Origin of the sequence: Allorhizocola rhizosphaerae (genome assembly GCF_003426775.1) — a bacterium.
Taxonomy (GTDB): Bacteria; Actinomycetota; Actinomycetes; order Mycobacteriales; family Micromonosporaceae; genus Allorhizocola; species Allorhizocola rhizosphaerae.
On sequence record NZ_QJUG01000236.1, the window covers coordinates 1 to 12,359 of the forward strand.

The 12,359-nt window shown below is 64.1% G+C and carries 9 protein-coding genes and 2 pseudogenes; 5 read left to right on the forward strand and 6 right to left on the reverse strand.

Annotated features, from left to right (window positions below):
* Positions 1–190: 190 nt before the first annotated feature.
* Together DM816_RS34480 and DM816_RS44845 are read right to left on the reverse strand one after the other, a co-directional pair.
* Positions 191–925 carry a radical SAM protein gene (locus DM816_RS34480; protein ID WP_246002523.1) on the reverse strand — a complete coding sequence of 245 codons (735 nt, stop codon included), beginning with the start codon at positions 923–925 and terminating at the stop codon, positions 191–193.
* A complete protein-coding gene (locus tag DM816_RS44845; protein WP_246002524.1) occupies positions 922–1,302 on the reverse strand; it encodes a radical SAM protein in 381 nt (126 codons plus the stop codon). Before DM816_RS44845 ends, DM816_RS34480 begins: the two co-directional genes overlap by 4 nt.
* A 284-nt stretch (positions 1,303–1,586) precedes the next feature.
* On the opposite strand from DM816_RS44845, the gene DM816_RS34485 reads away from it, so the two are divergent.
* The gene (locus DM816_RS34485; protein ID WP_117214657.1) at positions 1,587–2,435 is read left to right on the forward strand and encodes a peptidoglycan-binding domain-containing protein; all 849 of its coding nucleotides are present in this window, start codon (positions 1,587–1,589) and stop codon (positions 2,433–2,435) included.
* A 45-nt stretch (positions 2,436–2,480) separates the two neighbouring features.
* Here the strand turns inward: DM816_RS34485 and argS are convergent.
* Positions 2,481–3,188, reverse strand: a pseudogene (gene argS / locus DM816_RS34490) (arginine--tRNA ligase domain-containing protein); the annotation flags it as partial.
* Positions 3,189–3,246: 58 nt separating this feature from the next.
* Between argS and DM816_RS34495 the strand changes: the two are divergent.
* The 3 genes from DM816_RS34495 (at position 3,247) to DM816_RS34505 (ending at position 6,372) form a co-directional block, all read left to right on the forward strand.
* Entirely contained in the window at positions 3,247–4,080 is an 834-nt protein-coding gene (locus tag DM816_RS34495; RefSeq protein WP_246002525.1) for an IS701 family transposase, read from the forward strand.
* Positions 4,081–4,301: 221 nt separating this feature from the next.
* Positions 4,302–4,781 carry a hypothetical protein gene (locus tag DM816_RS34500; RefSeq protein WP_162908128.1) on the forward strand — a complete coding sequence of 160 codons (480 nt, stop codon included), beginning with the start codon at positions 4,302–4,304 and terminating at the stop codon, positions 4,779–4,781.
* Between the two features lie 172 nt (positions 4,782–4,953).
* Positions 4,954–6,372 carry an ISKra4 family transposase gene (locus DM816_RS34505; protein ID WP_281274387.1) on the forward strand — a complete coding sequence of 473 codons (1,419 nt, stop codon included), beginning with the start codon at positions 4,954–4,956 and terminating at the stop codon, positions 6,370–6,372.
* A gap of 44 nt (positions 6,373–6,416) precedes the next feature.
* On the opposite strand, the gene DM816_RS34510 is transcribed toward DM816_RS34505, so the two are convergent.
* Both DM816_RS34510 and DM816_RS34515 read right to left on the reverse strand, forming a co-directional pair.
* The gene (locus DM816_RS34510; RefSeq protein ID WP_117214661.1) at positions 6,417–6,986 is read right to left on the reverse strand and encodes a nucleoside/nucleotide kinase family protein; all 570 of its coding nucleotides are present in this window, start codon (positions 6,984–6,986) and stop codon (positions 6,417–6,419) included.
* 426 nt (positions 6,987–7,412) lie between these two features.
* On the reverse strand, positions 7,413–9,332 hold the full coding sequence (locus tag DM816_RS34515) for an ISL3 family transposase (RefSeq protein ID WP_342768787.1): 1,920 nt from the start codon (positions 9,330–9,332) through the stop codon (positions 7,413–7,415).
* Positions 9,333–9,583: 251 nt separating this feature from the next.
* Here DM816_RS34515 and DM816_RS45370 point away from each other — a divergent pair, with 251 nt between their 5' ends.
* Complete coding sequence (locus tag DM816_RS45370) at positions 9,584–9,709, forward strand: hypothetical protein (RefSeq protein WP_281274388.1); 126 nt, start codon at positions 9,584–9,586, stop codon at positions 9,707–9,709.
* 138 nt (positions 9,710–9,847) lie between these two features.
* Here the strand turns inward: DM816_RS45370 and DM816_RS46010 are convergent.
* Positions 9,848–11,252, reverse strand: a pseudogene (locus DM816_RS46010) (IS3 family transposase); the annotation flags it as partial.
* Positions 11,253–12,359: the final 1,107 nt, after the last annotated feature.

Below are 12,359 nucleotides of genomic sequence, written 5' to 3' on the forward strand. Positions count from 1 at the left end.
CACCACACCTAATCGGCCCTGCGAAAAGGATCAGAGCATGCTGGACACAGGACCAGCAGCCCAGTCACACCCTCAACAAACTCGAATCACCAACACCTGACCCAAAGATCACGCCATCACCGAGTCCACGGATTGAGGCTAAGGTCGAGCCCACCTCCGAGGATACGGATCGGGTAGGGGTTGAATTGGATCAATCCAGTAATCCCCGGTGTGGCTGCGTGTAAAATGCGGAGGCGTTGCTGAGGTGGGATGCCGAAGCTGTCGATGATGACGGTGCGGCCATCACCAATCGGGAGATGACCGCGGCCGGGCAGCCCTTCCCGCAGGTCGAGGTCAGCGCACAGCTGCCGTAGGTCGAGTTGGAGCCCACTGTGTAGAGGTCGTGGAACGAGTAGCCGTCCAACGCCGCAGTGACGGGACCGGTGTAGATATTGCCCACGATGAACTCATCCGCCGGGTACGGAGAGGCGTGGGTGCGGGCGGCGAAGTCCAGGTACGGGCAGGACGCGACATCGCCGTTGGTATACACGTAGAGGAGCTTGCCTGCGTAGCAGCCTGCGAGCGGTTTCTCTTCATCGTTGGGGAATCGCATCCGCACCAGGTCCAGGCGGTCGGCGAAACGGTCGGTGACCGCGCGGATGGCGCGCATCTGGGCGGCGTCGGCGGCCATCCGGCTTTGGCTCTTGGCCCCGCGACCGAACGAGCTCAGTGGGTTGGTCAGGACGTACTCGGCGCCAACCTCGACGGCGAACTCGCACAGGTCGGCGAACTCGTCGGGCACGGTGAGCATGTTCGGCGTGGACAGCAACCCTTTGAGTAATGTGGCGGCGGCAAACCGGCGGACGGTAGCGACGGTGACGGCAAACGACGACTGGTCGCCGCGAAACTTACCGTGGCTCGCCGCCCGGAACCCATCGAGACTCACGTGATGTGGACGTTGCCCATGCCGACCAGCGCGGCGATCTGTTCGTCGCTGACCAGAGTGGCGTTGGTGCAGATTCCGAGGCTTATTCCGGTGTCGGTGACGGCGCGGCACATGCTCATAAGGTCGGGGTGCTCGAACGGCTCGCCGCCGGTGAGGGTGATGCGTTCGACTCGCGCTTCGCCCAGCCGGGGCATTACCGTGCCGACGAACTGGTCGAGTGGCATGTCATTGCCGGCCTTGGTCGACGAGACGAAGCAGTGCGCACAATGCAGGTTGCACCGTTCGGTGATCTGCACCAGCGCCTTACGGCCGTCACCGCCGACGCTGGTGCGGAAGTAGCACGACGCGGCATGGGTGTCGACGATCAGCGGTTTCACGCGTTCTCCCGGGTAGAGAGCATTCTCAGGGGACGCGACAGCCCGCTCGGGTAGCCCGCTCCAGGATGTGGTGTGGGTGTGCGCTCATGCCGTCGTGACGCTTTGAGTACATCCACGACAAAGGCGATGTCGGACAGGCTCTCCCGCAGATTCCGACAATCCACCGACATCACCCACAGGTCACCGCCGTGGCCCACCCGAAAAGGACTTCTCCGGGCCCGAAGGCGCCGATCCAGTGACCGAATCGCGTACGGTTCGCGGCGAAGCGGCTGCGCCACCAGCGCATGAGCAGGCATTATGTCGACATGCCGCTAGTTTCACGTCTCTTCACCGATCCTCCTAATCCAACGCTCGACGCTTGCCTCGTCGACGATGCCGCGCACATCGTGCCGGGTGCGCAGGGCTCCCATGTCGCGAGCATCCAGATCGCCCTGAGCCTGCTCAGCGATGGTGAGGTCTTCCTTGTCATCGACGGTGTCTACGGGGAGCTGACGGCCGAGGCGGTCTTCGACTTCAAGGAAGCCCGCGACATCCTCGCGCCGGGCCAGGTGACGCCTGACGACATCGTAGGCAAGCGAACGCTGCGCAGCCTCGACGATGAGATGGCGATCTTCGAGGAGCAGGCGGTAGCCACCGATGAGTTCATCTCGACGACCGTTCTCGGCGCACCTCATGATCACTCGACATGTCCCCTCTCCGGGTTCTCCGGGCCCGGCAGCGGCGGTCGCACGAACCACTTCGGCGTGCCGGTGAACCCGCTACCGGGACGGAGCATCAACCTCGGCGGCGAAGGTGAAACCAACTACCTGGGATTCGAGGACTTCGTACCCGGTCCCGGGATCATCGGGCCACCGAGACCCTTTACCACCACGTTGAGCGATCATTCGGTGCAGAACATCTGCATGCGGGATGCGCCGATCATGGTAAACGGGTCGGCGACCGCCGGTCGTGACGAGATCCGGCGCATCGCCGCTTCTGGCTGTCGGTTCACCTTCTGTGGAGATGTAGCGCAATTTCGGCCGGAACTGCTGTCCCTGGGCCATGTCGACATGCATTTCGTCATGGCGGATCCGCGCTGGAACCTCGGCGCACCGAAGGCGACATCGGAGGCGCTCGTCATAACGATCCCGTGATCAGCTGCCCGCGTTTCGTTTCCGCAGGTGAGCCACCTCGCAATGATAGCCGCCATCCCGCTTGCGCACTATCAGCGGCATCGGTTCGCCGTCCCGTCCTGTGAACCCAGCAGGAAAGACGACCTTCGCCCCGTCGCTGTCGCTAAGCAGCCCCAACCGGTCGAGCTCCTCGACAACCGGCGCCAGCATCGGGTTGTAGAAGCTCTCCCCATAAAAGTCATCGCTGGTCAACGTGACATCGAGGGTGTCGTAGACGGCAAAGAAGTACTTTTCGCTTTCGGCCACGAGCAGCTTCCACAGCCGCAGCGTCTTCTCATCACCGGACTGCAGCGCCACGACCCGGGCACGGGACCGATCGGCGAATTCAGAGTCGGAGTCGAACTCAACCCGCGCACCATGATAGAAATTGTTGAGATCACCGACCGACAGCTCATGGACGGCCTCCGTCTCACCGAGGTCGAGCAGGTGCTCGATGAGCATCCCGAACGGCGTACCCCGGTCCCCGACGTCGTTAGCCCGTTGAACCTCGTGCCCCAGCCAGGTCAGCATCCGGGCTGTCGCATCGCCGATCACGATCGAGCGCAGATGCCCGACGTGCATTTCCTTCGCCACATTCGGCGCCGAATAGTCGATCACCACGATCTCCGGTGAGGCCGTCATTGGCACGCCGAGCCGGTCATCGGCGGACATCTCGTTGAGCAGGTCGGAAAGCGCCGAAGCCGTGACGGTCACGTTGATAAAGCCAGGTCCGGACTCCACGAAGACTCGCTCAAATTCATTGGCGGCGACCGTCACGCCGGGCGGTGTCCTTGTGGTCGACGAGACGGGGTTCGCGAAGAAGGGCACCGGCTCGGCAGGCGTCGCCCGCCAATACTCGGGCACTCTGGGCAGGATCGACTCCTGCCAGATCGGGGTGTTCGTCGGCTACGTCACCGCCACCTTGCGGGTCCTGGTCGACCGGGCCTTCTACCTGCCCCGGCACTGGGTTGCCGACCCTGGGCGGTGCGCCGAAGCGGGCGTGCCCGAAGGCACGCAGTTCGCTACGAAACCACAGCTGGCGTTGACGATGATCGCCCGAACGCTCACCGCGGGGCTGAACGCGGCATGGGTGGCCGCCGACGAGGCCTACGGTCGTGACGGCAAGTTCCGCGCCGGGCTACGCGCCCTGGGCCTGGGCTACGTCGTCGCGGTCGCCTGCAACACCCAGATCCGTCAACTCGGCCAGCGCACCCGCGTCGATGTCCTCACCCGCCGTCCCGCAAGCCACCAGTGGCAGCGCTACCACTGCGGCTCCGGATCAAAAGGACCCCGCTACTACGACTGGGCGTGGATCGCCATCGACGGCGACAGCCCTACCGGACAGCACAGCCTCCTGGTCAGACGAGGAAGCGACGGCACGTTCGCCTACTACCTGACCTGGCACCCCACCCACGCCGGCCTGCACGAACTCATCGCCGTCGCCGGACGCAGGTGGGCGATAGAGGAAGGTTTTCAGGTCACCAAGGACCAGTTCGGCCTCGACCACTACCAAACCCGCAGCTGGCAGGGCTGGCACCGCCACTGCACCCTCACCATGATCAGCCACGCGCTGACCGTCTGGCCATCCACGACAACCAACCCGACCCCACCGACCCGTCACACATGACCGACCCGGACCGCCTCATCCCCATCAGCGTCAACGAAGCCAGATACCTCATCGCAGCGCTCATCCTGGCAGCCAGACCAGCCAGCAGGGCAGTACTCGAACAAGTCCTCACCTGGTCACACTGGCGACGCCGACACCAGGCCGGGTGCGTTTCCTTCTGAGTGAGCTGCAGCGCGGCGACGTGTCCGCTGGGCGGACGATTTCGTTGCTGTAGTGGGTGATTGGCCGGCGTGGAGGGCGGGCGGATGGACGTCGGCGAGGTGCTTGGGCTACTGGATGAGCGGGAGGCGGCCTGCCGGGCTGAGTGTGATCGGCTAGTGGCCGAGGCGGAGCGGATCGGGGGGTTACTGTCGGTCTGCCGGGCGGAGTTGGAACGCTTGGTCACGGCCCGCGGGGTGGTCGGTGAGCTTGCGATGGCGCATCCGGCGAAGGCGTTGGCGCCGCTGAACGGCGTTGTGTCGGCTGTACCCGCTGTCGAGTCCGAGGTGTTCGCCGAGCAGGTGTTGGCGGTTCTGGTCGAGCGTGACCGTCCGGTGCGCTGCCAGGAGGTGGTCGCGGCATTGGGCCAGGACGCGACGGTGGCCCGGCATGTGGAACGGGTGCGGCATCGGCTCAAGAAGTTGCGGGCGGCCGGACGGGTGGAGGAGACGAAGCCGGGCATGTTCACCCTGCCGCGTGCACGAGGTCCGGCGAAGGGGTGACTCCTTTGGCGCAGAAGGGTCCTCGACGAGTTGGCGACGGTGACAAGCCTGAACCAGCCTCGAGGAAGACCCGATGGAACCTTACCCGCACCGTGCGCTTGGAACCGACGATTTCGCCGCGTCCCGCGCCCACCTGGACAAGATGATCGCCCATTTGAGCGGTGCCGACATGATGATCTGCTCCCAGCAGGCGCTGGAGGAGTACGTCACCTCGGCCGGTCGGGAGCTGCAACGGCAGCTGATGCAAGACCAGCTCGACGCCCGTGCCGCAGCCGAGGTACGACTCGAACAGGTGACAGGCGCCGACGGTGTCATACGGCGGCGGGCCGAGACCGGACACGCTCGGCTGGTGGCCACCACGGTCGGGCGGGTGCAGGTGACCCGGATCGCCTACCGGACGCCCGGCGCGCCGAATCTGCACCCGGCCGACAAGCTACTGTCCTTACCGGACGGTCTTTACTCGTTTCCGTTGCAGCGTCTGGTGGTCCACAGGGTGGCCGGCGGATCGTTACGGGCCGCCCGTGAGGCGCTCATCCGAGGCGCCGGCCAGTATTTGGGCACCCGGCAGCTGATGCAGATCGCCACCGAGGCAGCAGTCGATATCCGCGACTTTTACCAGCAGGCGGCAAGCGTGCGACCCGATCCGGCTGGGCGCGGTGGCAATGACGTACTGGTCCTCAGCATCGACGCCACCGGGGTGAACATGATTCCTTCGGATCTGCGTGAGCCGACACCACTGCGCCCGGCCGGGCCGCAGCCACCCTCGGCCCAGCTATCGCGGCGGGAACGCACCGGACGCACCCGCATGGCGGTGGTGACCGCGCTCTACGACGCCGCGCCTGCCCCACGCACCGCCGCGGACATCCTGCCCGCCGACGCAGCCGAACGCGCCGCAAGGCGTAACGGCCCGCAAGCCAGCAGCCGCAAGGTAGACGCGTCGCTGCAACACTCCGTCGCGCCCATGGTCGCCGCTCTGTTCGACCAAGCCCAGTCCCGCGACCCGCACCACCAACGACGTTGGGTCTGCCTGGTCGACGGCGCCAACCATCAACTGGAATGTCTTGAAGCAGAAGCGAACCGCCGTGGTGTCCAGATCGACATCGTCGTGGACTTCATCCACGTTCTTGAGTATCTATGGAGGGCTGCCGAGGACCTTCACCCCACCCATCCGGCCCGCGCCGCGTTCGTCGCCGCCACCGCCCGGAACCTATTGGAAGGCCACGCCCCAAGCGTGGTTGCCGACCTGCGCGCCCGTCTACGCGGCCGCGGCAGCGACAATCCAGCGCCGGGCCTGCAACGCGCTATCGCCTACCTGCACGCCAAAGAGCCCTACCTGAACTACCACATCGCGTTGACGCTGGGCTGGCCGATCGCCACCGGAGTGATCGAAGGATCATGCCGCTACCTGGTAAAAGATAGGCTCGACATCACCGGCGCCCGCTGGAGCTTGCAAGGAGCCGAAGCCATCCTGCTACTACGTGCGGTCATCGCCAACGGCGACTTCGACACCTACTGGCAATACCACCTCAACCGCGAACACCAGCGCACCCACGCCAGCCGCTACAAGGACCGGTTCGCCTTGGCCGCATAACAACCGACGCTGCGCACACTGACACGCAACCCGGTGTCGTCTTGTCAGGTAACCAGCAGATCCCAACCACTTGCGATGATGCCGGCCTGCACGCGATCGGCCACTGCCTTGATCGGTACCCCGTCGGTGTCCACGGCGAAGTCTGCGAAGTCCTCGGCTTCCAGCTTGACGGCGAACCGGGCGGATCGCTCAGCGTAAGCCCGTAAACCGGCGAGCAAATCGTCGTTTGCCTCGCCGTCCCCGGCCTCCAGCACGCCACGGCGAGTGATCCGTTCGGCCTGCTCCTGAGGTGTGACACGCAACCGGCACAAGACGGCCCGGGCGTCCGGAATGGCCGCCGCATAGCGCCGCCACTGCTCCCGCGTCACCACGACACCAGCCGCGACCAGGCATCTGGCACCGGCCTCGGCGAACGTCGCCCACATCGCCGCGAGGTTGCGTTCCACGAGCCAGGTCGGATCACCACCCGGTTGCGGAGTACAGAAACCGAGGTAGTCGATGTCCACGTACGCCGCGGCCCGGCCACTGCCAGTGAGGCGGCTGTAGATCTCCCAGCCGACCGTCGACTTACCGGCCGCGTCCGCACCGCAGAGCCACAGCAGCGAAGTCTGCATGAATGCGCAACCTACACACATTGCCCGGTCCGCGCGACCCGATTACACCACGAACACCAGCGTCACCCCCTTGCGGCGAGTTACCCTCCCGCAGACCGCCTCCACGAGTGCCTCACCCGTGGCCACAAGTGCCTCATTCGACTTCGCCCCGGCCGCATGATCGCTGACGCTCCCCTCACTCAAAGAGAAACGCACCCCACCAGGCCCAAGCCCAAGCGGCCCACTACCGACGCAACCAAGCCATCGCCGACTGTTGATCTATAACGACTTCAGACTGCCGTACTAGAACGCCTGCGGCGCACCGGTGGGAGCAGCTGTCGATCACGAAAGGTGGAAACCTCCGCTAATTTTGCGAGGCTGTCTGAGCAACTGGGACTATCACGCAAAAGGCTCTGTCTCCAAAACGGTGGTGGACGCTGGATGATGTCAGCTGAGCAGGATGCGGTGGCGCAGAAGGGCGAATCCGGCTCGACCGTGCATTTGGCGCATGATTCGTTTCGTTTTCGTGTTGACTCCTTCGGTGCCGCCGTTGTGATAGGGCAGAGTCAATGCTGCGTGTACGGCTTCGCGGTCTTGGTCCAGGCCGCGGGTGAACGCTTGCAGATGCGGCAGATCGGCGTCACGTACCGCGGATACCCATTGGTCGAGTCGCTCGGCGTTGCCCTCACGCGGGCGCAGCAGGTCGGCGAAGTCGCGAACAAACGCTGCGAGGTCAATCATCTCCGGGCAAGCGGCGGTAAGGTCGTCGCGAAGATCCCGTTGCTTGTCGGTCAGGCTGCTGGGACGGGTCAGCAGGAGCCGGGCCAGGCGGCGAGGGGATATCGGCGGGCGGTCGCCCTCGACTCGGCCCTGGGTGATGTAGCGGTAGAGCAGGTTGAAACTTCCCTTGTATCCCAAGGCTTTGATCTCCTCGAACAGGCGCAGCACAGCCACGGCTGGGTCTTGGGCACGGCGGCGTTTCAGATGTTCGCGGAAGGGATCGACAAGTGTGGGCCGGTACTGAGGAACCCGTTGCAGGCGCTCAGGTTCGGCCACTCGCGCATACCGTTTGACCGTATTGAGGGCCAGGTTCAGCCGACGCGCGCACTCAAGCAGGCCAACACCTTTCTCAAGCAGGTCATGGACCTGATGCCAGCGCTGCCGGGTGGTCTGATCGCGTTTGCCATCCTGGGACCGCAAACTGGCCTTGCCCCAACACGCGCTGTGCGCAGCGACCTCGGTCACCACGGCCTTGCCAAGGTTGTGCCAAATATGCCAACGATCTCCGACCTGCACGGCGTCAGGCAGGGCACGACGGATCGCTTCAGCGTAGGCGCCAGAACCGTCCCGGCACACCACCTCTACGCCAGGATGACTACGCAGCCAGGCTTCCAGCGTGTCGGCACTGCGATCGGGCAGCACGTCGATACGTTCCCGGGTCTGGGCGTCGATGAGCACGGTGGCGTAACGGCAGCGCTTGCGCAAAGCGAAATCGTCGACCCCAAGCACGCGGGGTACCGGTCGCACCGGCAGTGGCAGCCGCAGCAGTGTGCGCAGCGCAGTATGACGCGAAGTGAACACCGCGAGGGCGGACAATGCCCTTGCGCCGGCCCGGCCAGCCAATTCCCGTGCCACCGCGCCGATCTGGGATGCCAACCGCGGCGTACGCCGCTGATAACGCACCAGGACCCCAGGTAGCTGTTCACGAAACGTCCGCCCGCAACCCTCACGGTTGCACCGGAGACGGCGTACCCGCACCCGGACCACCACCTGCCGGGCATCAACTGGCTGGATCGATTGGGAGAACGCAGCAAGTGCCTCGTCGTGCCGGTAAAGCTCCTGCAAGGCGGTGCCGCGAATGTTGTGGATGCTGCCCAGCCGGGCGAACGCGGTGTCCGGGACGATGGGCAGCAACCTGTCGATTCGCTGAAGGCATGCCTCATACAGACGAAGGTCCTTGAGCGCGTCAACGGCGAGTTCTTCGAATCCGATGAACAACGACTGGTTGGTGTTGCGGGCAGCCTCAGCGGCGGCTTCGATTGCCGGCAGCCATTCGCTGGCACGACGACGCATGGTCACGTACCGGATCAAGCGCGGGACAGTTGCTGCGACCTCGTCAAGGCGTCGGCTCGTGACCGAGCTGTCAATTGCTGCGACAACGTTAGCCCAGTAAGCGTCCATCCATTGCAACGCACGGGGATCGTAGCCAGCGCCTTCTTCTCCATGCGCCCGAGCCAGCAGCGGACTGATCGCTGTACCGCATGTCGCCGCCGTGCCCATGATCTTCCGTACGACGCGGTTGCGCGCAGTCTCAGCGTCTGCCGGCAGCGTGGACTCGGCGAGTAGCTCGCTTGCGTACACCCGCACGAGGTCGTGAAGTCTGTACCAGCCGGGTTTAGCGTCGGTCTCAAGTAGCGATTGGCTGGCCAGGTCCCGAAGCTGACGCTGAACCTCACGTTCTGCCGTCCTGGACTCCTTCTCTGAGCATAGTGGTGCGGCGAGCGCTGCATCGAACCTCAGTCCGGGGTCAGGACGAGCTGGGTAAACAACGAGCGCAGTCTGCTTGGCAGACGGCGGTAACTGAGGCTGAAAGATACGCGCACGTCTAGGTCGCCTGCGTGAAGCTCACTGAGGCGTTCCCGTTCATCGCGAAGCTGCCGGGCGAGGAAGCTTGCGTTCCAGCCGAGTCCTCCAGCGATCAGGTTGCCGGCGATCCGCAGCGCGAGCGGCAGGTTGCCGCATAGCCGAGCGACTTCCGCGGTGTGCTTATCGTCTGCGGCGGCCTGCTGTCCACCGATGCGTTCGAGCAGGGCGACCGCTTCACTGTCCTGTAGCGAGCCGATGTCGATGCGTGCGACGCCGCTGAGGCCCAGGAGCTTGTTGTTGATCCAGGCGGCCTCGGGCAGGGCGGGCGGCTCGGGATGCTTGCGTACGAATCGTTGCGGGTTGCGGGCGTAGGCAGCGGCCAGGACATCGGCACGGGCTGCGCGGATGGTCTCGTGTTGTCCATGGTGGACATTGGCAGGCGCGTGGGGGCGATGCCTGAACGGCGATGGATTTCGTTGTACCAGTGGAAGAACCGTTGGCAGAACGCGCGAGCGTCTTGGATGCTACCGAACCGGTCGGGAAGTCCGGCCGGTACTTGAGTGTTTGAACTGAGCTTCGGAGTGGGGGTTGTCGTTGGCGACGTGCGGGCGGGAGTGTGTCTTGGCCACGCCCAGGTCGGCCAGCAGGACGCCACCGGTTTGGAGGCCATCGGGGAGCCGTTGTCGGAGTGGATGGTCAGCCGGTTACGGTCGACACGTTGCTTGATGATGGCCTCGGCCAACAGTTTCTCCGCCGACGCGGCCGATTCCCAGTCGGCGATCATCCAGCCGGTCACATAGCGGCTGTATATATTCGATAATCACATACAGGTGGAAGGCGCTCCACTTCGCCGGGCCGCGTAGCTTGGTGATATCCCAAGACCACACCCGGTTCGACGCTTCGGCGATGAGCTCGGGTTTGGCCCGCACCGGGTGAACCGCTTGCCGGCGACGCTCTTTAACTTCGTTGCGGGCGCGCAGGAACCGGTACATCGTCGAGATCGACGCCACACACACGCCCTCGTCGAGCAGTTCGTGATACACCGTCGCGGGCGCCTTGTCGGCAAACGATTCGCTGTTGCGCAACGCCCGCACCGTATCCCCCCGGCAGGGCTCGGCTCCCGCGGCTGTGGCCTGCGTTCCCGCGTCGGCTTGACCGGTGCCGGGCTTTGGTGGTATCGGCGGTAGTGGCTGGCCTGCGCCCGGCCCGTGGCCGCGCATGCCGCCCGCACCCCGATCCAGCGGGGTCAGCTTGGCGATCGCCTCGTCGATCATTGTGTGGGCTCGCTCCCGGTGTTCGGGGCTGTCGGTCGCGAGCTGACCCAACAGCGCGGAGAGCTTTCCCCACACCTCGATCACCGCCAAGCCTTGTTCAGCTCGGCCTGCAGACGCTCGTTCTCCCTATGCAGCAACGTATTCCCCGACCCCGCGGATCGGCCTGCGGACGCCCCACCGGCCGGCTCAACGCCTCACGCCCACCGATATCGCGCTGCTGCTTCCAGCCGATCACCAACGATGAGTACGGGCCCTCGCGGCGCAACAGGGCACCCTTGCCCGCCTTGTCCAACGTCTCGTACTCGGCCACAATCCTGGCCTTGTACGCCGCCGAAAACGCCCGCGACCGTACCCTCACCGGAACCTCAGGATCAGGCACCTGATTTCCGGAACTCACTTGGGGCGGATCTCCTCGCTCGCCCTCGATCAACAATTAGAGAGTAGATCACTGCCTCTCAAGATCTTGACACAGAGGTAATCCTCGTGCGGAAGGTAGACCACCGAGCCCGCTGGCCTGAAAGCAAACTTTCCTCGCGGTGACCGGCCCGACCACTGCGGCGACACACATGCCACCGCAAGCCGCCCCCGCTTTCCAACGGTGCGGTTGCCTCGAGCAACACGACAAAGAGATACTCGGTCGATTTATGCTCACGGATTAAGCTGTTGGTCGAGCCAGCATACGGCATTTGGATAATAGGCGATCGCGATGGGCGAGCCATCGATCGATCTGAGTGGGGTGGGAAGCAGCTTCATTTCCACCCCAGCTCTGCATAGATCGTCATAGAGAGTGGCTTTGAGAGCTCCTGCGCGCTTGGTGTACCGCAATAATCTCAGCGGCAATTGGTCGTGTATCGGTATACCTGCGCTCGTGGAGTGGGTTTGGTTTGAACGACACGAGAGGCACATCTCGGCCGTAGGTCACGGTGCATTGCGCGGTGTGCTCTATTTCGTCCAGGACGAGGACCACTTCGTACGTATTCTCAGACATTGGAGTAATGCGCTTCACTACCTTATCGGTCACTGGAAAACCCCTCCTTCGACGTAGCGTCTAATCCAGTCGGCGCCGACACGGTAAGTTACCCCTGGCAACGGATCCCGAACCAGGAACTGTCCTGAGCGTAGCGGTTCGATTACCACCATGTGCCTCGCGGCACCGTTTGTCCAGAGCACTGCACCCATCGGACCACGTTGGGCGACCGCCAGTGCTTCCGCTTCGCTCCCGAAGAACCCGGACTTCCAGTTATTGCTGCCAGTCCTGGCATTCAATACTGGCCCAAGCAGAGATGGATCAGTCCACTCGCCAAGTTCATCGATGAGATCCTGCTGCTTGACCTTGCCCCCTGTAAGCATTTGGCCGCAAGCCGAGACACATGAGCCTGGTTCAGTCTGTTTGTTCCGCCCCGGGTTTGATGGAGACATCGAACACCCGGAGGATTGGCTGTTATGGCGGCACCGAAGAAGTACCCGGACGAGTTGCGCGAGCGCGCCACGCGTCTGGTGATTGAGGCGCGTAGAGACCCGCAAGCAGGGCCTG

Excerpts from the sequence above, each read along its gene's own strand:
- DM816_RS34485 (WP_117214657.1), top strand. The coding sequence starts at position 1,587 with ATGAGCAGGCATTATGTCGACATGCCGCTAGTTTCACGTCTCTTCACC.
- DM816_RS34505 (WP_281274387.1), top strand. The coding sequence starts at position 4,954 with ATGATCTGCTCCCAGCAGGCGCTGGAGGAGTACGTCACCTCGGCCGGT.
- DM816_RS34510 (WP_117214661.1), bottom strand. The coding sequence starts at position 6,986 with ATGCAGACTTCGCTGCTGTGGCTCTGCGGTGCGGACGCGGCCGGTAAG.